Here is a 24,352-nt window from a genome sequence, read left to right on the forward strand (position 1 = left end):
GGCCCGACCCCCACGGCCCGCGCGGGTCGCGGCGCCCGGTCAGCACGGCGGCGACATGCACCGGCTGTTCCGGCAGGGACTCGACCAGGGTCGCGATCTCCTCGTCGGTGGGACGACGGTCCACCGGAAGCGGTTGCACGGCACGGGTTTCGCCGGTCGGCAGCACCACTTGCGCGATGCTGTAGATCGCGAGATCGCGCTCACCGCGAGAAATGTTGCGGGAGGCCACTTCCAGCAGCCCCGGCAGCAACGTGGTCACCAGTTCGGCCCGCTCCACGTCGAGCGGGTTGAGCACGCGCAGCGTATTGCGGCGCGGGTCGTCGGCGTCCAGCCCCCACGCGTCGAACACGCCCTCCTGCAGGAACATCGGCGCGGGTACCTCGACGGTCCCCGCGAACGCCAGCGCCCGGCTCACCGCGCGGCGGCGGCGCTGCGTGGCGGTGAATCCGCGCCCGGCCGGCGCCGTCGGCAGCACGGACGGGATCTTCTCCAGCCCCTCCAGCCGCAGCACCTCCTCCACCAGGTCGGCGGGCTGCACCAGGTCGGGCCGCCAGCTGGGCGGGGTGACGACGAGCTGCCCGTGCCCGGACTCGCTGACGTCGACCTCGACCGCGCAGCCGACCTGCGCCAGCCGCCGCGCCGAGGTTCCGGTCGGATAGATGATGCCCGCCGTGCGGTCGGCGAGATCGAGATCCATCCGGATCGGCTCCGTCTCCGGCACCGGCACCCGCACGTCGGTCAGCTCGGATTCGACCGTGCCACCGGCGATCTCGACCAGCAGCGTGGCCGCCCGGTCCAGCGCGGCGACGTTCAGCTCGGGATCGACGATGCGCTCGAACCGCCGCGACGCCTCCGACGGGAGCTTGTGCCGCCGCGCGGTGCGCGCGATCGCGACCGGGTTCCAGGTCGCGGCCTCCAGCAGGATATCGGTGGACGCGGCGCTCACCTCGGTGGTCGCTCCGCCCATGGTCCCGGCGAGGGAGATGACGCCGGAATCGTCGGCGATCACCACATCCTCGCCGTCCAGCACCCGCTCGGCGTCGTCGAGCGTGCGCAGCGTCTCGCCCTTGTGCGCGCGCCGAACCACCAAGCCGCCGTTGAGCTTCGCGGCGTCGAAGGCGTGCAGCGGCTGGCCCAGCTCGAGCATCACGTAGTTGGTGACGTCGACGGCGGGCGAAATCGGCCGCACCCCCGACAGCAGCAGCCGCCGCTGCAGCCACCACGGGCTGACCGCCTGCGGGTCGATGCCGGTCACCCGCCGCGCGGCGAACCGCGTGCACAGCGACTCCGGCTCCAGCCGCACCGGCCAGGCCTCGGCGTCGTCATCGGGCAGCGACCGCACCGCCGGATCGGCGTATTCCAGGTCGAAGCCGCAGGCCAGCTCGCGGGCCAGGCCGCGCACCGAGAACGCGTAGCCGCGGTCCGGGGTGATGGCCAGTTCGACGACGGTGTCGTCGAGGCCGAGCAGCGCGTTGGCGTCCGCGCCCGGCTCGGCGGTCCCCGGCTCGAGCACGAGAATGCCCGAGTGGTCCTTGCCGATGCCGAGTTCGGCGACCGAGCAGATCATGCCGTTGGACGTATGCCCGTAGGTCTTGCGCGAGGTGATCGTGAAACCGCCGGGCAGCACGCCGCCGGGCAGCACCACCACAACGAGGTCGCCGACCGCGAAATTCGTGGCGCCGCAGATGATTTCCTGCAGCTCGGACTTGCCGATGTCGACCTTGCAGAACCGGATCGGCTTCTTGAACTCGGTCAGCTCGGTGATCTCGGCGACCCGGCCCACGACCAGGGGATGCTCGGGCTCGCCGCCGATCCGCTCCAGCCGATCGATCTCCTCGACCTCGAGCCCGACCCGGACGAACCCCGCATCGAGTTCCTCCGGCGTCACCGACCACTCCGGAGTGGTGCGCTGCAGAATTTCCGTCAGCCAGGATTGCGCTACTCGCACTTGACGTTTCGCTTCCTCGTTCGAGTGGACCGGTGGTCAGGACTGGATGCCGAACGGCAGCGTGAACCGCACGTCGCCTTCGACGATGTCGCGCATGTCGGGAATGCCGTTGCGGAACTGCAGCGTCCGCTCCATGCCCATGCCGAACGCGAATCCGCTGTACTCCTCGGGGTCGATGCCGCTGGCGATGAGCACCTTCGGATTCACCATGCCGCAGCCGCCCCACTCGACCCAGCCCGCGCCGCCCTTCTTGTCCGGGAACCAGACGTCGACCTCCGCGGAGGGCTCGGTGAACGGAAAGAAGCTGGGGCGCATGCGAGTTCGGGTATCGGGGCCGAACAGCGCCCGCGCGAAGGCGTCCAGCGTGCCGCGCAGGTGCGCCATCGTCAGGCCCTTGTCGACGGCCAGGCCCTCCACTTGCGAGAACACCGGCGTGTGGGTGGCGTCGAGTTCGTCGGTGCGGAAGGTGCGGCCCGGGCACACCACGTAGATCGGCAGGTCCCGCTCCAGCATCGACCGCACCTGCACGGGTGAGGTGTGCGTGCGCAGCACCTGCCGCGACCCCTCCGGCGCGACGTGGAAGGTGTCCTGCATGGTGCGCGCCGGATGGTCGGGCAGGAAGTTCAGCGCGTCGAAGTTGAAGTGCTCGGTCTCGACCTCGGGCCCCTCGGCGACCTCCCAGCCCATGCCCACGAACACCTCGCCGATGCGCTCGGACAGGACCGTGATCGGATGCCGCGCGCCCACCGGTCCGCGCACCGCGGGCAGCGTCACGTCGATGGCCTCGGCGACCAGCACCGCGGCGTCGCGTTCGGCGAGCAGTTCGGCGCGGCGCGCCTCGAACGCCTCCGACACCCGGGAGCGGGCCACATTGACCCGCTTACCGGCCTCCGCCTTCTCCTGTTTCGGCAGGCCGCCCACGGCCCGCTGCGCCAGCGCGACCGGCGACTTGCCGCCCATGTGTTCGGTCTTGGCGGCCGCGAGCGCATCCAGGTCGGCCGCCGCCGCAAACGCCTTCTCCGCTGCTGCTGCGGCGGCGGACAGCGATTCCTCGCTCAGTGCCGCGGTCTGCTCGGCTCGTGCGTTGTCGTCGGCCACGATGCTTCGTCTCTCCCCAGGCTGGTACGGGTGTAGGCGGTTTTGCCACCCACATTGTTGCTGGTCGAATCGTACGCAATGCACCCAGGCCACCTCACGGCGATTTCGGCCCCTGCCACCGAGGAGGCGCAAGTGCGCCCCTGGGTGACGTTGCGCACCCCCGAACACCGCCAAGCCCCTCCATTCCCCACCGCCACAGCCCAAGCCCCCTGCACCTCCCACGCCACAGCCCAAGCCCCTCACTTCCCGCCGTCGCGGCCCCCTGGGGCCGCGACGGCGGGATCTCCCCCAACCCCACCTCAGCCCGCGAGCGCGCCCAGCAGTTCCGCCGTCCGCGCCTGCTCAGCCCGAGACCCCACCGGCATCGCGACCAACTCCGTCGCCCCAGCCTCGAAAACGCGCCGAATCTGCCGCTCGACGGAGGCCTCGTCGCCCAGGATCGCGGTCTGCTCGGGGCCGCTCGCGCCTTCACGGTCCATGGCGTTTCGGTAGCTGGCGATCTGCCCCGCCGCTCCGTATTTGTCGGCGAGCATGCGACGGACCCCTGCCTCGTCCTCGGTCACGCCGACGAACAGGCACACCACCACCTCGGGCCGCGGCCTGCCCGCATTCTCGGCCGCACCCGTCAACACCGGAACGATGTAGCTGTCCAAGGCCGCCGGTCCGATCCAGGTGGTGACCGTGCCGTCGGACAACTCCCCCGCCACCCGCAGCATCGCGGGCCCCAGCGCACCGACCAGCACCGAGGGCGGCGATATCTCCGCGACATCGATCTGCCCCACGGCCGTCACCTGTTCTCCGTGGAAGGACACGGCCTCCCCGCGCAGCAGCGGCGTCAAGACACTCAGGTACTCGCGCAGATGTCTCGCGGGCCGCTCGAACGAGTAACCCAGCTGCCCCTCGATGATATGCGGATGGCTCACCCCGATGCCGAGCGTCAGCCGGGAACCGTTGGCGGACTGGGCCGTCAGCGCCTGGCTCGCCAGCATGAGCGGATGCCGCGGATAGGTCGGGACGACGCCGGTCCCCACCTCGACCCCCGGCACCTCCCTGCCGATCACCGCGGCCGCGGTGATCGCGTCCCAGCCGAAGTGCTGCCCGAGCCAGACGCGGTCCATCCCCGATTTCTCGACGTCACGAGCGCGCTCCACCAGATCGTTCACGGTGGTGCCCTGCTCGTGGATCAGCATTCCGATACGCATAACCGCTCCGCTCAACTCGTATGTATTTGTGCGCGACCGAGTTCGGCCGCCTCGGCAAACAGTTCGACCACCCGCGGACCGACGTCCTGCACGGCTGTGCCGGAGGGTTCCGCGGACGGCTCGAACGTCCGCCGCACCGTGTCGGCCAGCAGCCGGGCTTTGTCTTCGAGAGAAAGGTCGGTGTCCTCGGGAGGTGCGCCGCGGTCCTCGAGCGACAGGTCACGGCCCCCGGGCGACATGCCTCGGTCCCCACGGGACGCACCGCGGGCTTCGGGAGACGAGCCGTCCGCGCCCAGGTAGCCGTGCAGAATCGCGTGATACGCGTAGGAGATCTCGCGAATCGGCAGATCGTCGCGGAGCAGCCCGTTGTCCGCCAGCAGTCGCAGGTAGTCGTCGAACGCATCGTGGTGCCGCTCGCCCTGCTTCGCGTGCAGGGCCGTGGCGAGCTTGCCGAGCACGCCCGGATCACTCGTGTAGAGCGCCCGCAACAGCGGCCGCCGCATGACGTTGAGGAAGTGCACCTCCGTCAGCCGGTGCAGCACCCCCACCGCCGCGTCCGCTTTCAATGCCGCGACGAGCTGGTCCATCGACGCCACGACCTCGCGCTGCAACACCGCCAGAAACAACGCCTCCCTGGTCTTCCAGTGCAGGTAGACGGTGCCTTTGCCAACCCCCGCCCGATCCGCGACATCGTCCACCGTCGCCCGCCGATACCCGAGCCGCAGCAGCAGCTCCCCGGCGGCATCGAGCACCCGCTCCGCCCGATCCCGCCGAGCCGCCTCGGACCTCAGACGCGCACCACCAGCCATGCGGCCAATATATGACCAGATTTCTAATTTCGTCAATTAGTCACGGGCGCCGGGATCCTCCACCGTGGATTCCGGCCAAGAGCGCGCCGGAAATGACGGAGAGGGGGCGGCCGGAAAATGACGGAGAGGGACCCCACGCCGGAAACGACGGACGGGACCCCCGCGCCGGAATGACGGCGGGGGCCCCGTTATGAGGACTGGCGTGTCAGGCCTGTCGCAGGCTGGCGGCTGTCGCCGTACTGCGTGTCGCACCAGCCCGTACGTAGCGCATCAATACCGCACCGGCGGCCGAACTCCACAGGGCGACAGCGATATACACGACCTGCTCCGGCAGCCGGAACCACAGCGGCGTCGCGGGGTCGCCGTTGAGCGGGATATCCTCCACCGCCGCATAGATATTCGCGGGCACCATCACCACGAACAGCACCGCCAAACCCAGTCCCGCCGCGACGCGCGTCCTGGCCACGACCAGCCCCAGCGCGCCCAGCAGCTCCAGCACCCCGGTCAGATAGATCAGGAAGCCCGGGAACGGCAGTGCCGGGGGAACCATGGCCACCAGGTCGTCGTGGCTGGGCATCATCTCCACGCTGTCGGGCACGAAATGCGCCGAGCCGGTGAAGACGAGCAGCACCGCGAGCCCGTGCGCGAAGGCGACGCGCCAAGTGGCGAAGCGGCGGACGCCGAAGACACCCAGCAGACGGAACACCAGGGCAGGAACGACCATCAGCATCAGGGTCTCGAACATTGTGTCCTCCTATAACTTTCGATCGATGCCTAGTGAGCCTGTTCGATGCGCCGCGGCAGCAGGGTCGAGACCAGCGCGCCGAAGGCGACGATCCCCGCGCCCACCCACACCGCGGGCACCAGCCCGTCGACGTAGCTCTGCGGGCTGACATACGAACCGCGCGAGGCGAATACGGACGCCAGCACCGCGACGCCCATCGCCACCCCCACCTCGCGAATGGTGCTGTTGGTGCCGGACGCCATCGCCTGATCCTGTTGTGCCGCACTGGCCATCACCACGGTCGCGCTCGGCGCGAAGGTCAGGCCCATGCCGATCCCGGCCAGCACGAACGGCGCGACGTAGGAGCCGTAACCGACGTCGGCGGTGGTGACCGCCGCCATCCACGCCAGCGCCGCGGCCAGGAGCACCTGCCCCGTCGTGAGCAGCGTCCGCGCGCCCACCCGGTCGACGATCAGGCCCGCGATCGGCGCCACCACCATCGGCGCCAGCGTCCACGGCAGCGTGCGCACGCCCGCCGCCAGCGGCGAATAGCCCTGCACCACCTGGAAGAACTGCGCCAGCAAGAAGATCGAACCGAAGACCCCGACCGAGAAGGTGAAGGTCGTCGTGTTGCTCACCCGGAACGCCCGCGAACGGAACAGCCGCAGCGGCAGCATCGGTTCCGGCGTCCGCAGTTCCCACACGATCAGCGCCGCCAGCAGTGCCGCACCAGCGATCAACGCGGTCAGCACGGGGGCCGAGGTCCAGCCGTCATCGGCGCCGTGGATGACGCCCCACACCACCGCGAGCACGCCGCCCGACGCCAGCACCAGCCCCAGCGGATCGAACTTCCTACTGCCGCCGAGGGATTCGCCGAGCACCCGCGCCGCGAACGGCAGCACCGCCAGCCCGATGGGCACGTTCAGCCAGAAGATCCACTGCCAGCTCAGCCCGTCGACCACCGCGCCGCCGACCACCGGCCCGACGGCCACGCCGAGTCCGGTGATGCCGCCCCAGATTCCGATGGCCGCACTGCGCATCCGGTCGGGCACGGCCACCGCCAGCAGCGTCAGCGACAGCGGCATGACGCCCGCCGCCCCCAGCCCCTGCACGGCGCGGGCCGCGATCAGCATCCACGGCTCGGTGGCCAGCGCACACGCCGCCGACGCGAGCGTGAACACCGCGATCCCGCCCAGGAACACGCGGCGGCGGCCGAGCCGGTCGCCCAGCGCGGAGGCCGTGAGCAGCAGCGAGGCGAACGCCAGTGTGTAGGCGTTGACGAACCAGGCCAGGTCCCCGAGCGAGGCGTTCATCTCGGTGCGGATGACCGGCAGCGCGTTGGTGACCACGAGGTTGTCCAGCGTGACCATGAAGGTGGGGACGCCGACCGCGACGAGTACGGCGGCGAGCGGGGGTTTGCGGCGGGTCGCGGCCGATACCGACCCGCTGGTCTCGACGGTGGTGATCATGAGGTGAAGCTCCTTGTTGTTATCCGCTGATAACTTGATGAGAGCAGAGTATGCATTGACTGATAACATGTCAATGGCGGGGTTCGGACACACCGGAACCCGAGGCGACGCAGCCGCGGCCGATACCCTCGGCAGGACGACAGGAGGACAACGGTGACCCCGACCAGGACTCGCCTGACCGCGAGCGAGCGCAGCGAGCAGGTGCTGGACGCCGCCGTCACTGCGTTCGCCGAATCCGGTTACGCCGCAACCAAAACGGACGAGATCGCGCGCCTGGCGGGAGTCTCGCAGCCGTACGTGATCCGCCTGTTCGGCAGCAAACGGCAGCTGTTCCTCGCCACCGCGCACCGGGTCTGCGACCGCGTCGAGGAGATCTTCCGGGCGTCCCGGGCCGAGGCCGCACCCGATGTGAGCCCGCAGGAGGCGCTGGACGCGCTCGGCGAGGGCTACAACACCTTCGTGACCGACCGCGACCTACTCCTCGTCCTGCTGCACGCCTTCGCCGCCAGCTCGGACCCCGCCATCGGCGACGACGTCCGCGACCGCTTCGGCCGGATCCACCAGTTGGCCCGCGAACTCACCGGCGCCTCGCCCATCGAGGTCCGCCGCTTCATGGCCACCGGCATGCTCATCACCGTCATGAGCGCACTGCAGGTCATCGGCCCCGGCGCCATCTCTCTGCCGTGGGCCGAGGAAATGATCGACTCCCTCGGCGACGACTGACAGCACGACCTCCGGAGTTTCGTCTTCCGGCTCGTCGTCATACTCGGTGTACTCGAATATCCCGCCCGGAAACTCGAATATTCGAGAGCGCCGGATCATCGCAACGACCTCCTTGGATAAACCAAAAGACATTGCCCATAGGGACAATTGCGGGCAACTCTTCGGAAGACCATGTCAGTACCCCATTTTCGGGCGATCGGACGGAGCCAGACGGCCCGCCTCGACCAGCCGGAGCCGGGCCTGAGACTTCAAGGGACACACCGTGACCGGGCACTCCATATGAATCTGCATCACCACGTGCGCATACTCGACGGTCATCACCGATATAGCGGCGTGGTTGGTCACCGGAAGGCCATAGGGCGCAGACACTTCCCATCAACTCCCTGATTCGAGCGGACGACCGACTCGCCCGGCAGCCGAGAAATACCCAACCCAAAATGCAAGGGGCACTTGGCGAATCGGTGGCGATTCCGCGGCTACCGGACATCTACAGTGATACGCTCCGAATCGATGGGGTGGAAGTTCCTGCACGGCCGGACTGCCGTGATTCTCTCCAAGTTCCACGATGGCGTCTTCCAAAATTCAGACCATTGAATAGCGAGGCTAAGGAATGGCCGGATCGACTCTTTCCAGCAGGGCCCTCGGACGGCAAGTGAAGAAGTACCGCGAACGCGCCGGACTGACGCAGCATGCGGTCGCCAAAGCCGTTGAGACATCGCCGCAAACGTACGGGCGACTCGAAGAGGGGCAGAAACACAACGTCACGAATCTCATGCTGAATGCCATCTGCGACAGGCTGGAGGTGAGCGACAAGGAACGCAGGCTGTTGCTCACTCTGGCCGAGGAAGTCCGGGCCGCCCGCAAGTCCGACGGCAACTGGTGGCGAGCGTACGCGGACGACTTGCAGACCGGATTCGATCACTACATGAGCCTCGAGCAGGCCGCCCGGAGCATGACCACATTGCAACTCAGCCTCATCCCCGGCTTGCTTCAAACTCCCGGGTACCGAAGGCAACTCGCTTGGGCCGAGAACCCCGAGTTCACCCCTGACGAGGTCGAGAAGCGGATCGAACTCGCGATGCGCAGGCAAGAGCGACTCTCGGACCCGCGGTTCGAGGTCACGTTCCTGATCTCCGAGGCGATCTTGCGACAGCTGACCGGGGGTCCCGCAGTGATGGCCGAGCAGTTGCGTCACCTGCTCGAGGTCGGCAGGTTGCCAGGCGTGTCGATCAGAGCGATTCCGTTCGACGCCACGAGCCCTGTCAGCGCGGTGTGCGGCTCGTTCGTCCTGCTGGAATTTCCACCCCTGCCGTCGACCAAACTCACAGAACCACCGGTGGTCTTCGTAGAAGGGTTCACGGGCGCTGCCTACCTGGAGCGGGACGCCGAAGTCGCCGTATACCGGGATGCGATCCGCCACATTCGACGTATAGCGTTGGACGAGAGGGCCACCCATGACCTGATCGTGTCGATCGCTAGGGAGTACGCAGAATGAACGTGAACCTTTCCAGCGCAGTTTGGTTCAAATCCAGCCGCAGCCAGCCGAGCGGCGAATGCGTCGAGGTGGCCCATCTCGACGACGGCTTGGTAGGCGTCCGCGACTCCAAAAACCCCACCGGCCCAGCACTCATCTTCTCCCCCGCCGACTGGGACGCCTTCACCGCAAGCCTCCAACACGGCAACCTCGGCCCCGCCTGACCGACAGGACCGCCGCCATCGTGGTGCCCAACACCGTGACCTGATTCGGCGGCCCAGCTTCATCACCACATCGCACTCGCACAGTGATCCGTCGTCACCACAGGGACCTCCGCACCATGCGAACGTCCCCACCTCATGGACATCCCCACCACGCGAACGTCCGCATCACACGAACGTCCGCACTACGTGAACATCCCCACCACGCGAGCATCCGCACCACAGGGACATCCGCGCTAGGTGGACATCCGCGCCATCGAGCTTCCTGCGCCCATCCCGATCGAGACCTCAAGCGGGACAGCGAAGTTCGCGATGCCATTCACTTCGAACGCATACCCAGATCGCACATGCAGACCATGCGCTAGCCAAATCCCCGCAGTTTCGATACAGTTCGTCTCAAAGATTCGAAACAAACTGTCTCACAGTGAGGTGTTGTGCGACCCCCGGATCCGCGCACGGTGCGCAGTCGCGAGACCGCACTCGCATCGGCCCGAGAGTTGTTGATCGAGCAGGGCTTGGCCGGTCTGACGCACAGTGCAGTCGCGGCGCGCAGCGGGGTCGGCCGGGCCACGCTGTACCGGCTCTGGCCGGAGCCGCCCGATCTGGTTCGCGCCACGGTGTCGCGGCACATCGCCCTGGCGCAGTCGCCGCCGACCGGCGATCTGCGCGCCGACCTCCTGACCGAACTCGCGGGCACGCACGCGATGCTGCACGAACCGGCCACCGAGCAGGCGATGCGCGTGCTGATCGAAAGAGCCGCCGTGGACCCGAAATTCGCGGAGGTCAAGGAGGCGCTGTACCGCTCCGGCACCCGGGTGGTGCGCGCGATCCTGACCGCTGCCGTCGCGCGCGCCGACCTGCCGAGCGAACTCGACATCGACATCGCCGTCGATCAACTGCACGGCCCGCTGTTCTTCCGGCGGTTGGTCGCCCACCGGACCTTCGACCTCGACTACGTGCAGCAGATCGTCGACGATTTCCTGCGCTGCCATTCCACGACACCTCGACATGAGCAAGGAACCCCGTGACATGGGCACGCTGATATCCGGAAGCCTTTCCGCCCCACGCATTCTCGTCGCACTCGTCGCGCTGGTCACGATGTTCGGTGCGCTGCTGGCCGATTTCGTCATCCCGGCGACCGCCTCGCAGCACATGCGCAACGACGCGTGGCCGCCGCACGCGAAATTCCATGACGCCCAGTACATCGTCATGTCGATCCTGCTCGGCGGCGTCGCGCTGACACTGCTGATGCTGCCGGGGGGCGATACCCGCTCCGTGTTGTGGACGGTCTGCGCGATCCTGGCCACGCCGTGGCTGGGCCTGCTGGCCGCACTGCTGTTCCCCCGCACCGCGATCCACGATCCCGAGTTCGACAGCGAGTCGGTCCTCGGCCTGCATCCCCAGGTACTACTGGCCGCGATACTGCTGACGCTGCTGGTCGTCGCCGCCCTACTCGCCGCCTGAACCGAGTCAGCCGAGCGTTCCACAGTCTCGCAGCATCCCTGGAGATCAGCACCGCTGCAGTCCGCCTGTCCCGCAACGCCGGACGAACTCAGAACCGGGTGAAGCCGGTGAGTCCCGGTCGCACCGTCACCTCTCCCGCAGGCCCGGAACGCAGCCCGGCGAGCACCTCATCCGACATCTCACCGAATGTCTCGAACGACTGCACCGTGCAGTGCGCCATCACGCCCTGGATATACGGATCGGACATCTTCCAGTGCGCGAGTACGGCTTCGGAGTCGGGATAGAGCTGAAAGCTGTGCGCCAGGCCCCGCTCCTCGTCGACGAAGACCTGCACCATCAACTGCGGACCGTGCTCTTCGACGAATGCCACCGCCTTCCGCACGGCCGCCTGAAACTCCTCGAGATGCCCGTCGGTGATCCGCATGGTGTTGTGAAACAGGATGCTCATTCCTAGATCATCGAACCTCGAGCGCGGTTGAAGTCAAACGGAGGCCACCCCGCGTGACAGCGCGCCCCACACTCGATATAGTTAGCTGCAGCAACCAACTTGTTTACTTTGCTCACTTAACCGAGAAACGTCGTTCGACGCGGCCGCGGTGTGCCCGGCGATTACCGCCCGGCCCACCGCTCGACCGCGTTCAGGAAAGAGAACCCCGTGGCCACAATCACCGCGAGCGAGACCGCGCACGCTCCCGCGGCACCGCCGGAGGATGCGCCGATGACGCACCGGCAGATCATGGAGGCGCTGTCCGGGCTGCTGCTCGGCATGTTCGCCGCGATCATCTCCTCCACGATCGTCTCCGCCGCGCTACCGAAGATCATCGGCACGCTGGGCGGCGGCCAGACCGCCTATACGTGGGTCGTCACGGCGGCGCTGCTCGCGATGACCGCCGCCACCCCGCTGTGGGGCAAGCTGGCCGATCTCTACAGCAAGAAGGCCCTGGTCCAGATCGCCCTGCTCATCTACATCGCGGGATCGGTCGTGGCCGGGTTGTCACAGAACGCCGGAATGCTGATCGCGTGCCGCGCGGTGCAGGGCATCGGCGCGGGCGGACTCTCTGCGCTGGCGCAGATCGTGATGGCGGCGATGATCGCGCCTCGCGAACGCGGCCGCTACAGCGGCTATCTGGGCGCGGTCTTCGCCGTCGCCACGGTGGGCGGCCCGCTGCTCGGCGGCGTCATCACCGACACCAGCTGGCTCGGCTGGCGCTGGTGCTTCTACGTCGGCGTGCCGTTCGCGCTGATCGCCCTGGTGGTGCTGCAGAAGACGCTGCACCTGCCGGTGCTCCGGCGCGAGGTGAAGGTGGACTGGCTCGGCGCGTTCCTCGTCACCGCGTCGGTGTGCCTGCTGCTCGTCTGGGTCAGCTTCGCCGGGAGCAAGTACGACTGGCTGTCCTGGCAGACCGCGGTCATGGTGGCGGGGTCCCTGGCGCTGGCGCTGTTGTTCGTGTTCGTGGAGCTGAAGGCCAGCGAGCCGATCGTGCCGATGCGGCTGTTCCGCAACCGGACCATCTCCCTCGCCTCGGCGGCGTCGCTCATGGTGGGCACGGCGATGTTCGCGGGCACCGTGTTCTTCAGCCAGTACTTCCAGCTGGCTCGGGGCAAGTCGCCGACCATGTCCGGCGTCATGACGATCCCGATGATCGCGGGCCTGTTCGTCGCCTCGACGGTGTCCGGCCAGGTCATCACCCGGACCGGCCGCTGGAAGGCATGGCTGGTCTGCGGCGCCGCGCTGCTGACCGCGGGACTCGGGCTGCTGGGCAGCATCCGCTACGACACCGACTACTGGCTGGTCGCGCTGTACATGGCACTCATGGGCCTGGGCATCGGCATGATGATGCAAAACCTGGTGCTCTGCACGCAGAATCAGGTGGCCGCACAGGATCTCGGCGCCGCCAGCTCGCTGGTCAGCTTCTTCCGCTCGCTGGGCGGCGCGATCGGCGTCTCCGCGCTCGGTGCGATCATGGCCGGTCAGGTCCGCGACCACATCTCGGACGGACTGACCCGGCTGGGGCCCGGCGCCGCGCAGGCCATGGGCGGCGGCGCGGGCAGCGACCTACCCAATATGGCGGTGCTCCCGGCTCCGGTGCGCACCGTCGTCGAGGAGGCCTACGGCCACGGCATCGCCGACGTCTTCCTCTACGCGGCCCCGGTCGCGCTGATCGCCTTCCTGCTCACGCTGTTCATCAAGGAGGTGGCCCTGCGCACCAGCGCGGTGTCCGAGTCTGCCAACGCCGCTACGCCGGACCTGCTCGACGACACCACGCTGCACTCCCCTTCCGCCGATAACGTTCCGAGGCACGGGTTTTCGCCCTCCGGCAACGGCACCGCGGCGCACCGGCTTGCCGTCTCCGGCAACGGCGCGCCAGCGTACGAGCACCCACACACTGCTGCCGATGCCCTGGAGTACGGATACACGCAGTCGGGGAACGACATACAGGGCCAGGGGCGCTCGCAACCCGGCAATGACGTTCCGCGGCAGGGCTATTCGCGATCCGGCGGCCCGACGCACGGCCGCCCGCCCTCTGGCGACGGTGTCCGCATGACCGGGTACGTGCCCACCGGCGAAGGCATTCCGGTACACGGCTACGTCAGCTCCGCCGACGGCGCGCCGCTGCCGGGAGCCGCGCTTACGCTGATCTCTCCGCAGGGCGGTCAGGTCGGCCGCGTTATCGCCTCGGAGGACGGCAGCTTCGCCGTCGACGCTCCGGCTCCCGGCCCCTTCGTGCTCATCGCCTCCGCCGACGGGTATCAGCCACAGGCGGCGCCGATCACGGTCGGCGGCAGCGCCCTCGGACACGACTTCCGACTCAGCGGGTTGAGCGGGCTGGCGGGGATGTTGCGCACCGCCGACGACGGCACACCCGTGGCGGACGCGGTCGTAATCGTCACCGACAGCCGCGGCGACGTGATGGCCGCGGGCGCATCCGGAGCCGACGGGAAATACGAACTGGCAGAGCTGGTTCCGGGACATGTGACGGTTGCCGTGAATGCCACCTCGTTCCAGCCGCTGGCCGTCTCCGCGGAAGTCCGGGGCCAGGGCATCACCCACCTCGATCTCGCGCTGCGTCGCGGGGCACGACTGCGGGGCACCGTCCACGCCCCGCAGGGCCCGCTGCCCGACGCCCGGGTCACCCTCATCGATGCGGGTGGCGCGGTGGTCGGCACCGCCACCACCGCAGCCGACGGCACCTACGCCTTCACCAACATCGGCAACGGTGACTATATGGTGGTCGCCTCGGGTTACCCGGCGACCACCACCGCGGTCGCCCTCCACCCCGGCGAAGGTAACGCCCACGACATCGAGCTGACTTACCAGAGCGAATAGGTCGCTGAAGGTTGCGGGGGACAGCGGGGCGCGGCGCAGCAGCGACTCCCGCAGCGCCGCTACGTAGGCGTCGAATCGCTCGGCGAATGAACCCTGCTGTCCCCCATGGACATTCAGAGGTATAACAGCACGTGCCTACCCAACCACCGCCATTGGACGCGAATCCCAGCAAGCTCGCTGTCACCCACACCGTCATTTCCGGCGCGCTTTCGGCGGGAATCGCCCATCAGAGCGGCTGCCCGCAGTTGCGGCAGAACCTGTTGCCGGGCTCGGCTCGGGTGCCGCAGCCTCCGCAGAACGTTGCGTTCGTGGTCGGCAGCTGTTCGGTGGTTTCGGTACTCGAATGGACCGCCGCTGCACCAGCCTGCTCTGTCGCCGTAGCCGCACCGGCGGTCACCGGCTGTGCGGCACCGGAAAGCGGGACCGTCGACGGAACCCCGGAAGCCGGATTCACCTCCGGGACAACGCCTACCGACGGCGCCACGAGCGTGACGGCCGGTTCACGACGCCTGCGAATCCGCCTGCGCGCCAAGATCCCCAGCAGCAGTGCGATGACCACGGCGACGGCAGCACCACCACCGCCGATCAAGTACCAGAGCATATTTCGTTCGACCGGGTTGCCCCAGTCGCCGAACCTGTCGCGCATCTGTGCCGCCGACGTCTTCATCTCGGCCGCCTTCGCATGATCCGGCGACAGCGCCAGCGCCTTGTCGAAATCGGCGATCGCGGCGGTGTACCTGCCGTCGTAGAACGCGGTCAGACCCGCCCGGTAGGTGGTGTCCACCGGCCCCACGGCGGGCTGAACACCGTTGCGCTTCAGCAATTCCGACAATCCTGCCGCCGGCGAGATGAAGTTGAACGGCTGGGACTCACCGCGGACGGTGAAGCTGTTCACGCCGAGCACCCGGCCGTCGCTCCCCACCGTCGGACCACCGCTCATCCCCGGCGACACGGCCGCGCTGATCTCGTACACCGGCACGCTGCCCTGCGTCTTCTTGGAGCTGATCGCGCCTTCCTTGTTCGACGGTTCGGCCGACCGGTCGGTCACCAGGTCGGTGCTCGCGGGGTAGCCGACCGCCATCACCTGGTCGCCGATCCTGACGTCGGCGTCGGTGGTGAGCTCGGCGGACGCGAGGGCGTGTGCCTCCACCTCCAACAGCGCCACATCACCCTGGCCGAGCGAGCGATAGTCGACCACCCGGGCGGGCAGCGGATCGGCTTTCCCGGAACCGAGTTGCACCACCACCTGCAGATCGAGCGGCGAGCCTTTGGCGTCGCCCTCCACGGTCCAGTTCTTCGCCCCGAATTCGTAGAACTCCTCGGCACTCACCTGCGGGCGGCGCTCGTGCGCCTCCAGTGCGGCCATCTGAATGTAGCTGTCGCGGAAGGATTCCGCGCCCGGTCCGGTGTCGACGCAGTGCCCTGCCGTGGCGATATAGCCGTCCGGATCGACCACGAATCCGGTGCAGTTCGCGGTGAGCTCGTACGGATTTCCGTCGTTGAACACGTTGCCGAGCTCATCGAGAACGTAACCGCTGACGCGCATATCGATGGAGGCGAGCGCGGGACGTATCACTGCGGAGGCCTTCTCCATCTGATTCGGCGGGTGCAGATCCGCGGGCGCGGTGCCGGTGCGCGCGGAACACGCGGTACCGGCGCCCACCACCAGCAGCGACATGGCCGAAGCCGCAGCGATTTTGGACCATGACCGAGAATGGGACATGGGTACTCCTAGGGATGAATGAACAAGCAAGGCTTTCGCCGAGGTGCGGACACCATTGCGATGCAGCGGTGCCGAGGGCCGGTGTCGACCTGCACCTATGGTCACAGCGAATCGGCCGGGCCGGTACGCACCCTAGGTGGTGATGTATCCACCCCGGAGCGCACGGTTCGGTGCGAATCGCAGCCGCATCAGCCGTGGCACCTCGGGCGACCGGTCGGTCGCTTGCCCAATGCGAAGAGGCTGATTTCAGACAGTCGCCAGGCTGTTGCCAGCGATCTATTCGCGATAGAATTCGAACATACATTCGAGCGGAGTAGAAGGTGGGGAGCGGGCATCCGGCCCGCTGCACACCGCCACCACCACGCTGCTCGACCTGCCACTCACGCCGCTGACCGATGACGATGTCATCGATCTCATGCGCGATGTGGAACGGTGCGCCCGAATGCTCACCGCGATGCAGCATCGGCTCCTGATCGAGGCCCGCGAACGTTGCATCCCCGCCCGCACCGGAGCGAAATCACTGAAGAAGTTCCTGATGGAGACCCTGCGCCTGGCGAACGGCGACGCCGGAGCCCGCGTACACCAGGCCGAATGGGTCGGCGTATTTCACGACATGGCCGGTGAGCCCTTGAAACCCCCGCTGCCATGCGCCTCGAAAGCCCTTGCCTCCGGCGATATCTCGGCCGACCACGCCCGCGGTATCGCGACCGTCGTGAACCGGATGCCCCGCGGAGTGTCGAGCGAGGACCGCGAGGCGGCCGAACAGATTCTCACCGAATTCGCCCGCTCCGGCTCCCCCGACGACATCGGCAAGATCGGCGACCGCATACTCGCCCACCTCGACCCCGACGGCCGCCTCACCACCGACAACGACCGGGCCCGCATGCGAGGCGTCACCCTGGGGCGGCAACGGCCCGACGGCATGTCCCCGATCCGCGGGGAGATCGACCCGATCCTGCGCGCCCTGCTGGACCCGTTGCTGGCCAAGTACGCCCGCCCCGGGGTCTGCAATCCCGAAGACCCGGAAAGCCCCAGCACCGCCGTCGACAGCGCCGACCCGGCGCGGCTCGCCGATGCCGCACGGCGTGACCACCGCTCCACCGCGCAGCGCAACCACGACGCACTCAGCGCGATCCTGTCCTCGGGCCTCCTCGCGGAGGAACTGGGGACACATCGCGGCCTGCCGGTAACGACCATCCTGACGCTGAAAATCGAAGACCTGGAACAAATGTCGGGCGTGGCAACCACCGCCACCGGCGGCACCGTCCCCCTCGGCGACGCACTGAAACTCGCCGAACGCTCCCGCCCATACCTGGCCGTATTCGACCACGCGGGACTTCCACTCCACCTGGGCCGCACCAAACGACTGGCCTCCCGAAACCAGCGCCTGGCACTCATCGCCACCCTGAAGGGCTGCTCCCGCCCCGGCTGCGACGCACCCGCCAGCCTGGCGGCCGTGCACCACATCCTGGAATACCGCAACAACGGCACCACCGACATCGAGAACCTCACCCTCGCCTGCGACGCCTGCCACGCCCTGATCCACGACGGCCCGGGCGGCTGGAAAACCCGTGTGAAAGGCCCCAATTCACCCTACGCGGGCCGCGTCGCATGGCTCGCACCCCCACACATCGACCCCGACCAAATCCCCGAGGTCAACCACCGCCACCACGCCAACGAACTCTTCGCCGAAATCCTGGCCCGCATCCACCTCCGCAACACCCGCGAACGCGAAGAACACCTGCAATCGTGGCGCGCCCACAACGAGGCCCACCCCCAACGTCACCAACGGGGCGCAGCAGCCTAACCCCCGACTGTAAACTTCAAGCCGCTCGCAACCGATCGCCGTCGTCACCGACCGACTATTGCCAACCGAAACGGCACATCCGTACCGCTGGACTGCAGATCATGTTCCAGCCCTTCTGGATTCGAAATCAAGCCGCCGGGGTCGTAGACGAGAGCAAACACCGCCTGACATCCGGGATGACGCCGGTAGCGGGCCATGTCTACGATCAGTTCGTCACCGACACCCGACTGTTCGCGCCGCCATGGCTCGACACGTACTCCTCCGGCCGAACGTCCCGGTAATGTAGCCGCAAGATAGATTCGACCAGGATCTGGAGATCGTACTCACTCTCGATCGAGACCTGGATACTGGGACGCTGTCCAGGTCGTCGATCGACTCAGTCGATCGCTCGGCCCACCCAGTGCTGGAGGATTCCATCAATATCTGCCGTTGCGCTACAACCTTCTGTCGGTAGCAGGTCTCATACCGAAACTGCCACTTGAAAATCGGGTTTCGCCGCAATGGTTCGCTGATGAAGCTACGAATCCCAGGCAGTAGGGTTGTGCTCTCGTACTGGCGTACAACCGCCGGAAAGCGTCTATCTCGTCATGTGTCGGCGGTCCCTCACCGGCAGATTGCCAACTCGCGGACTCACGTTCCAACGCGTGGGAACGCTCGATCAGTTCCTCGACTACGGCACCGTCGTCCGTCAACATCGTGTCGCCCTCTATTGTCCCGAAAGCAATGCTCGAATCGTATAGCTATGGGAGCGGCTATAGGCCGTCGCTCGCCAAGCTGGACGAAGTATCGATGCGCCTCTCAAGCTCGATGCTGGACGCGGGCGCTCGCGTAGAGGCAGATGGCTGCGGCGGCGGCGAGGTTCAGGCTTTCGGCGCGGCCGTGGATGGGGATGCGGATGCGGTGGTCGGCGCGGGCGGCTACGGCGGGGTCGAGGCCGTGGGCCTCGTTGCCGAACAACCAGGCGATGCCGGTCGCTTCGCCCTCACCGCGCAGGATCTCGTCGGCGTCGTCGAGGTCGACCTCGCCGCGGGCGGTGGTGGCCAGCACCGTGATTCCCGCGTCCCGCAGACCCGACAGCACCGCGTCGATGTCTCGTTCCCGGGCGATCGGCACGTGGAAAAGGCTTCCGGCGCAGGCGCGGACGCACTTGCCGTTGTGCGGGTCGACCGAATCACCGGTCAGGACAACACCATTCGCGCCGACCGCATCGGCGACGCGGATCAGCGTGCCCGCATTGCCCGGGTCGGAGATTTCCACGGGGACCGCGAGTAGCCGAGTCGGGGGCTGCACGACGCCCACGGCGGTCTCGGAGCTGACACCGGTGGTCGCTGCCGCGCCGGGCTCTCTCCCCGAAAGCACCTGCGACAGTGGCACATCGACCCGGCGACACACCGCGACCAAACCTGGCGGCGTCACGGTCTCCCCCAGCATCTCCGCGGCCCGGTCGCTCACCATCGTGGTCCGCACACCCAGCGCGGCGGCACTCGCCACCAGCTCATGCTCCCGCTCGGCGGCCCGCCCGGAAAAGAACAGCTCCTCCACGCGCTCGGTATCCAGCGCCGCGGCAACCGAATTCGCGCCCTCGGCGAGAAACAGCCCGGTCTTCCGCCGCTGCGGCGCCCGATGCAGCTTCACGGCCGCAACGATCCGCGGATTGCGCCAGTCGATGAAATCAGCCACGGCCCACCGGCTGCACGCGGAGGACACCGAAACACGGCTGCCGACCAGCTCTCGACGCGGCGCAACAATCCGCCGATTGCGGCGGTCGGTCATGGGATCTGGGCCCGCGGATATGGTCGATCACGGCCGTGCCCTACCTGCTGGCGGTAGCAAATGACAGCAAGCAACGACCCGCGGCCTACGCTCCGGCAGGGAGCGCGGGCCGCGGGTCGTTGAAAAAATTACAGCGCGACTCACGCAGCCGGGGCGTTGACGTCGGCCGGGAGGGCGGCCTTCGCCACGGCGACCAAGCCGGCGAACGCGTCGGCGTCCGACACCGCCAGCTCGGCGAGGTTCTTGCGGTCCACCTCGACACCGGCGGCCTTCAGGCCCTGGATGAAGCGGTTGTAGGTGATGTCGTTGGCGCGGGCGGCCGCATTGATGCGGGCGATCCACAGCTTGCGGAAGTCACCCTTGCGCGCCCGGCGGTCCCGGTAGGCGTAGGTGAGCGAGTGCAGCTGCTGCTCCTTGGCCTTGCGGTACAACCGCGAGCGCTGCCCGCGGTAGCCCTTGGAGGCCTCGAGGATGCTACGGCGCTTCTTCTGAGCGTTGACGGCCCTTTTGACGCGTGCCACTGGTCAGTCCTTGTTCGATCGAGGGGCGCTCGCGGCGCCCGAAATGGTCGGGGATGGCGTTCAGATACCGAGCAGCTTCTTGATGCGAGGAACGTCCGACTTGGCGACCTCCACCGTGCCGTCCAGACGGCGAGTCCGAGTCGTGGGCTTGTGCTCGAAATTGTGGCGACGGTTCGCCTGCTGCCGCCGCAGCTTGCCGCGACCGGTCACCCTGAATCGCTTCGAAGCACCGCTGTGGCTCTTCATCTTCGGCATTGATTCCTCAAATCTGTCTCGTGCCGATGGCAGCGCAAAGTCACGCTGCCACCGGTGCTGTATCGGTTCTACTGCGGTGCGGCCGCTTCGGCCTCCGGGGCGGGCGCCGGGCTGGACCCGGGCGTCGGCCTCGGACCGGGCGTGGGAGCGGCGGAACCGCCACCGGCCGGCGCGGCGGGCCGCTGCGGCGCCGACTGCTGCTGTGCCTTCGCCGTCGCCCGCGTCTTCGCGCCCTTGTGCGGCGCGAGGACCATCGTCATATTCCGGCCGTCCTGCTTGGCCGAGGTCTCCACGAAGCCGAGATCGGCCACGTCGGAGGCCAGCCGCTGCAGCAGCCGGAACCCGAGCTCGGGTCGCGACTGCTCACGACCGCGGAACATGATCGTCACCTTGACCTTCGACCCGGCCTCGAGGAAGCGCATCACATGGCCCCTCTTGGTCGCGTAGTCGTGGTCATCGATCTTCGGACGGAGCTTCTGCTCCTTGATCACGGTCTGCTGCTGGTTCTTCCGCGACTCGCGCGCCTTCTGCGCGGTCTCGTACTTGAACTTGCCGTAGTCCATGATTTTGCAGACCGGCGGTCGCGCATCCGGCGCGACCTCGACCAGGTCGAGATCTGCCTCCTGCGCGACGCGTAGTGCATCTTCAACACGCACGATCCCCACCTGCTCGCCACCGGGTCCGATGAGTCGGACCTCCGGCACGCGGATGCGATCGTTGATGCGGGTCTCAGTGCTGATGGGGCCTCCTAGGTCAAGCGGTGTCGTCCAACGACCGCGCGCTATAACTGCAACCCCATATCCAACACGAAAGCCCCGGTGCGGTATTTCACCGCCACGGGGCCCGAGTCGACCGGCCTTCGATGCATACACCCTCCGCATCGACCCTTGTGCTGGGAAAACCTCGCACGAGGAACCCATCGGCATGCGATGGGCGACCGGACCGTCGAGCCTGGCGTGTCGGTATATTGATCTCGCCGATCAATACTGCAGAACACCGGCTGGCGGTGGGAGTCGGGCTCCACTTACGGCCCTGAGGCTGTCTGCATGACAGTTCCAGGGCGGTCGTCGGGCAATAGCTTAACACCCACTTGCCTGCAAGTCCCAATCGGCTGCCCCGCGACCAGGCACGTCGGTCTCGGATGGGATGCTACCGGGCATGAGTGAGGTGTCGTCGAATGACTCGGTGTCGTCGATGGAGTCCGTCCCGTCGCCGGACTCGTCGGCATCAATAGGCTCAGCGTCGGTGCGGGAGCTGGCCGACGTGCCCGCCGTCGAGGTGATCAGCCGCGCGGCGGTGATGCTGATGAGTTCGGCGGCCGAGAAGCTGGGGCTGGCCGACGAGGACCCCGACTCCAGCCCGCGCCGCGACCTGGACGAGGCCCGCCGCGTCATCACCGCGCTCGCGGGATTGGTCACCGCCTCCGTCGAGTACCTGGGCCCGCATGCCGGACCGATCCGCGACGGCCTGCAGTCCCTGCAGCGCGCGTTCCGGGAATCCTCCGCCCATCCGGACGAGCCCGGCAAGGGGCCCGGCGAGAAGTACACCGGCCCGGTGTACTGAGCGGGTGGCAGCAAGTTCTCGCAGATCCGGCGACACCGGCTGCTCCGGCACCACCTGCCGCTCCGGGAGCGCCCGCGAACTTGTAATCTGCCGACCGCGCGGCGGCTCATGATCGAGACAGCTGCGCTGCCCGCCGGGCGGGTCACGCTGTCGGATCGCCGCACCCAGCGCAGCTGGACGGTGGAGATCGCGCCGTGCGATATGTCGGTGTATCCCATCACGCAGGCGCAGTACGCCGACCTCACCGGTGAGTGGCCGAGCGCGGCGCGCGGCGACCGTCTGCCCGTCGAGAGCGTTTCGTGGTGGGACGCCATCGAATTCTGTAATGCCCTGTCCCGGCGCGCGGGCTTGGCGCCCGTCTACCGCCGCGAGGAAACCCGAGCCGGCGCGCATGACGAGCACGCTGCCGACGGGCGAGCCGATATCGTCCACTGGGACCGCACCGGTGACGGCTACCGGCTGCCGACGGAGGCCGAATGGGAATTCGCCTGCCGCGCGGGCACTTCCGGCCCACGCTACGGACCGCTCGACGACATCGCCTGGTACCGAGGCAATTCCGGCGGCCGCAGCCACGAGGTCGGCGGCAAGCGCGCCAATGCCTTCGGGCTGCACGACATGCTCGGCAACGTGTGGAACTGGTGCTGGGACACCTACGACCCCGAGGTCTACGGAAGCTACCGTGTCCTGCGCGGCGGCGGCTGGTTCGACGAGCATTGGAGCTGCCGCGCCGGGGTGCGGCGCCGCAGCCACCCGGCGGCGCGCATCGAGGACATCGGCTTCCGGGTCGCGCGCGGTGGGGCTCTCAGCGGCCCGGGTTGAAAGAGCCCGGGTTGACAGGGCTCGGATCAGGCCGCTGCGCTGCCGCCCCGGGGTTCGGCGACGCAGCCACCCGGCGGCCTGTACAGATGACATCGGATTCCGGGTAGCGCGCACGGTGCAGCGCTGAATGCTGAAAGTCTCGCGCTGACAGTCCTGGACCACACCGGTGCGCGCCGCCCGTCAGACCTCGCACCGGTGCTCGACAACTGGACGCCGCGCGAGATAGCACCCACCCGGCGCCTCGCGGAAGACCGGCCGCACATCTCACGGGGAGCGCCACCCGACGCCTCGCAGAAGCACCGGCCCCACACCTCGCGGGAACACCACCCGACACCTCACGCAAACACCACCCGACACCTCACGCAAACACCACCCGACACCTCGCGCAAACACCGCCCCACCCTCACGCAAACACCACCCGACACCTCGCGCGAACACCCACCACCCGACACCTCACAGAAATACCAACCAGACACCCCGCAGGAACACCACCAGGCACCCTGCAGGAACACAGTCTGGCGCTTCGCGGGAGCGCCGCTTCGATGACTCGCTTCGAAAACACAGCCGTGCGATGCTCGGCGGATGGCGTACATACTTCTCGTGCCGGGGTTTTGGCTCGGCGCGTGGGCGTGGGACGAGGTCGCCGACGATCTGCGGCGACGAGGCAACAAGGTGCACGCACTCACGCTGCCCGGGCTCGACCCCGCCGATCCCGAGCGGTTGTCGGCGAGCTTCGAGACGCAGGCGCGGGCAATTCTGGATGCCGCAGGCCCGGATGCTCCGGTGCTGGTGTCGCATTCGGGTGGTGCGCTGCCTGCCTACCTTGCCACCGATATTGCGCCGGAACGGTTTTCGCGCACCGTCTACGTCGACACCGCACCGATGCCCGACGGGTACGCCGTCCTCCCCGGGCTGGGGTCGGCGCGCGAACTCCCGCTGCCGGACTGGGAGCGGTTGCAGGCCACCGGGAACAGCATCGAGGGGCTCGACGAGGCCGCGCTGGCCCGGTTCCGGGAGCGGGCGGTCTCCGAACCGGCGAGCATCGCGGGCGCGCCGCTGAAACTCAGCGATTCCCCGGCGCGGCTTGCGATTCCGGCGACGATCATCTGCACCAGCTATTCGTCGGATCTGGTGCGGCAGCTGCGCGACGCGGGCGAGTTGGCCCTGTTCGCCGAGCTGGCACGCATCGACGCCGAGTACATCGACCTGCCCACCGGGCACTGGCCGATGTGGTCGCGTCCCGCCGAGCTGGCGGAGCTGATCCATACCGCGGCCAACCCCTGAACTGTCCTGTTGCACTGTGAGCGCACCCATATCCGTACTGCTTTTGCTTGGTGCGTAGTGGAATTCGCCCATTTCTGAAAACATCTGCGGCAACCCCTCGTATGATTCGACGGATGTCTTCGGGGGTACACACAGCTGCCAAGGGGC

The 24,352-nt window shown here is 67.7% G+C and carries 22 protein-coding genes and 1 pseudogene; 10 read left to right on the forward strand and 13 right to left on the reverse strand.

The genetic code is table 11. The features are described from left to right. From pheT to NM1_RS10985, 6 genes are all read right to left on the reverse strand, one after another. Window positions 1–1,948: phenylalanine--tRNA ligase subunit beta (gene pheT, locus NM1_RS10960; protein ID WP_068017677.1), on the reverse strand; the 1,948-nt coding region annotated here is incomplete at its 3' end. Between the two features lie 36 nt (window positions 1,949–1,984). Further along, window positions 1,985–3,046 (reverse strand): phenylalanine--tRNA ligase subunit alpha, encoded by a 1,062-nt coding sequence (pheS, locus tag NM1_RS10965; RefSeq protein ID WP_068017680.1) that lies wholly within the window; start codon window positions 3,044–3,046, stop codon window positions 1,985–1,987. Between the two features lie 299 nt (window positions 3,047–3,345). Continuing rightward, the gene (locus tag NM1_RS10970) at window positions 3,346–4,248 is read right to left on the reverse strand and encodes an LLM class F420-dependent oxidoreductase (protein ID WP_068017683.1); all 903 of its coding nucleotides are present in this window, start codon (window positions 4,246–4,248) and stop codon (window positions 3,346–3,348) included. Window positions 4,249–4,259: 11 nt separating this feature from the next. Further along, window positions 4,260–5,057 (reverse strand): TetR/AcrR family transcriptional regulator, encoded by a 798-nt coding sequence (locus NM1_RS44440; protein ID WP_068017686.1) that lies wholly within the window; start codon window positions 5,055–5,057, stop codon window positions 4,260–4,262. Between the two features lie 205 nt (window positions 5,058–5,262). After that, on the reverse strand, window positions 5,263–5,802 hold the full coding sequence (locus NM1_RS10980; RefSeq protein WP_068017690.1) for a DoxX family protein: 540 nt from the start codon (window positions 5,800–5,802) through the stop codon (window positions 5,263–5,265). A gap of 29 nt (window positions 5,803–5,831) precedes the next feature. After that, complete coding sequence (locus NM1_RS10985) at window positions 5,832–7,250, reverse strand: MFS transporter (RefSeq protein WP_068017693.1); 1,419 nt, start codon at window positions 7,248–7,250, stop codon at window positions 5,832–5,834. A 153-nt stretch (window positions 7,251–7,403) separates the two neighbouring features. Here NM1_RS10985 and NM1_RS10990 point away from each other — a divergent pair, with 153 nt between their 5' ends. The 5 genes from NM1_RS10990 to NM1_RS11010 all read left to right on the forward strand — a co-directional run bounded on the left by NM1_RS10990 (window position 7,404) and on the right by NM1_RS11010 (window position 11,132). Next, the gene (locus NM1_RS10990) at window positions 7,404–7,973 is read left to right on the forward strand and encodes a TetR/AcrR family transcriptional regulator (RefSeq protein WP_246011350.1); all 570 of its coding nucleotides are present in this window, start codon (window positions 7,404–7,406) and stop codon (window positions 7,971–7,973) included. Between the two features lie 610 nt (window positions 7,974–8,583). After that, on the forward strand, window positions 8,584–9,468 hold the full coding sequence (locus NM1_RS10995) for a helix-turn-helix domain-containing protein (protein WP_084519408.1): 885 nt from the start codon (window positions 8,584–8,586) through the stop codon (window positions 9,466–9,468). After that, window positions 9,465–9,671: a DUF397 domain-containing protein gene (locus NM1_RS11000; protein ID WP_068017698.1), complete on the forward strand. Its 207-nt coding sequence runs from the start codon at window positions 9,465–9,467 to the stop codon at window positions 9,669–9,671. The genes NM1_RS10995 and NM1_RS11000 overlap by 4 nt, the downstream gene beginning before the upstream one ends. A 431-nt stretch (window positions 9,672–10,102) precedes the next feature. Beyond that, entirely contained in the window at window positions 10,103–10,696 is a 594-nt protein-coding gene (locus tag NM1_RS11005; protein WP_068017701.1) for a TetR/AcrR family transcriptional regulator, read from the forward strand. 1 nt (window position 10,697) lies between these two features. After that, the gene (locus tag NM1_RS11010) at window positions 10,698–11,132 is read left to right on the forward strand and encodes a DUF6640 family protein (RefSeq protein ID WP_068017704.1); all 435 of its coding nucleotides are present in this window, start codon (window positions 10,698–10,700) and stop codon (window positions 11,130–11,132) included. 88 nt (window positions 11,133–11,220) lie between these two features. Here the strand turns inward: NM1_RS11010 and NM1_RS11015 are convergent, their stop codons facing one another. Further along, the gene (locus NM1_RS11015) at window positions 11,221–11,580 is read right to left on the reverse strand and encodes a hypothetical protein (protein ID WP_068017707.1); all 360 of its coding nucleotides are present in this window, start codon (window positions 11,578–11,580) and stop codon (window positions 11,221–11,223) included. Between the two features lie 207 nt (window positions 11,581–11,787). Here NM1_RS11015 and NM1_RS11020 point away from each other — a divergent pair, with 207 nt between their 5' ends. Next, entirely contained in the window at window positions 11,788–14,460 is a 2,673-nt protein-coding gene (locus NM1_RS11020) for an MFS transporter (RefSeq protein ID WP_211339409.1), read from the forward strand. A 226-nt stretch (window positions 14,461–14,686) separates the two neighbouring features. Here the strand turns inward: NM1_RS11020 and NM1_RS11025 are convergent, their stop codons facing one another. After that, window positions 14,687–16,183, reverse strand: a complete 1,497-nt coding sequence (locus NM1_RS11025; RefSeq protein WP_084519410.1) for a trypsin-like peptidase domain-containing protein — start codon at window positions 16,181–16,183, stop codon at window positions 14,687–14,689. A gap of 415 nt (window positions 16,184–16,598) precedes the next feature. Here NM1_RS11025 and NM1_RS11030 point away from each other — a divergent pair, with 415 nt between their 5' ends. Continuing rightward, the gene (locus NM1_RS11030; protein WP_246011351.1) at window positions 16,599–17,990 is read left to right on the forward strand and encodes an HNH endonuclease signature motif containing protein; all 1,392 of its coding nucleotides are present in this window, start codon (window positions 16,599–16,601) and stop codon (window positions 17,988–17,990) included. Window positions 17,991–18,034: 44 nt separating this feature from the next. Here NM1_RS11030 and NM1_RS44615 read toward each other — a convergent pair. The 5 genes and pseudogenes from NM1_RS44615 to infC all read right to left on the reverse strand — a co-directional run bounded on the left by NM1_RS44615 (window position 18,035) and on the right by infC (window position 21,279). Beyond that, a pseudogene (locus tag NM1_RS44615) lies at window positions 18,035–18,336 on the reverse strand (PD-(D/E)XK nuclease domain-containing protein). Between the two features lie 452 nt (window positions 18,337–18,788). Next, window positions 18,789–19,670 carry a TrmH family RNA methyltransferase gene (locus NM1_RS11040; protein WP_068017754.1) on the reverse strand — a complete coding sequence of 294 codons (882 nt, stop codon included), beginning with the start codon at window positions 19,668–19,670 and terminating at the stop codon, window positions 18,789–18,791. 233 nt (window positions 19,671–19,903) lie between these two features. Further along, the gene (gene rplT, locus NM1_RS11045) at window positions 19,904–20,284 is read right to left on the reverse strand and encodes a 50S ribosomal protein L20 (RefSeq protein ID WP_068017719.1); all 381 of its coding nucleotides are present in this window, start codon (window positions 20,282–20,284) and stop codon (window positions 19,904–19,906) included. Window positions 20,285–20,344: 60 nt separating this feature from the next. After that, window positions 20,345–20,539, reverse strand: a complete 195-nt coding sequence (gene rpmI / locus NM1_RS11050; protein ID WP_068017722.1) for a 50S ribosomal protein L35 — start codon at window positions 20,537–20,539, stop codon at window positions 20,345–20,347. A gap of 68 nt (window positions 20,540–20,607) precedes the next feature. Then, a complete protein-coding gene (gene infC / locus NM1_RS11055) occupies window positions 20,608–21,279 on the reverse strand; it encodes a translation initiation factor IF-3 (protein WP_068017757.1) in 672 nt (223 codons plus the stop codon). 454 nt (window positions 21,280–21,733) lie between these two features. Here infC and NM1_RS11060 point away from each other — a divergent pair, with 454 nt between their 5' ends. The 3 genes from NM1_RS11060 to NM1_RS11070 all read left to right on the forward strand — a co-directional run bounded on the left by NM1_RS11060 (window position 21,734) and on the right by NM1_RS11070 (window position 24,205). Then, on the forward strand, window positions 21,734–22,102 hold the full coding sequence (locus NM1_RS11060) for a DUF1844 domain-containing protein (RefSeq protein WP_068017760.1): 369 nt from the start codon (window positions 21,734–21,736) through the stop codon (window positions 22,100–22,102). A 108-nt stretch (window positions 22,103–22,210) separates the two neighbouring features. Then, window positions 22,211–22,921: a formylglycine-generating enzyme family protein gene (locus NM1_RS11065; protein WP_068017725.1), complete on the forward strand. Its 711-nt coding sequence runs from the start codon at window positions 22,211–22,213 to the stop codon at window positions 22,919–22,921. A gap of 582 nt (window positions 22,922–23,503) precedes the next feature. Next, a complete protein-coding gene (locus tag NM1_RS11070) occupies window positions 23,504–24,205 on the forward strand; it encodes an alpha/beta fold hydrolase (protein ID WP_068017728.1) in 702 nt (233 codons plus the stop codon). The last annotated feature ends 147 nt before the right edge of the window (window positions 24,206–24,352 follow it).

Source organism: Nocardia mexicana NBRC 108244 (assembly GCF_001613165.1).
Lineage (GTDB): Bacteria > Actinomycetota > Actinomycetes > Mycobacteriales > Mycobacteriaceae > Nocardia > Nocardia mexicana.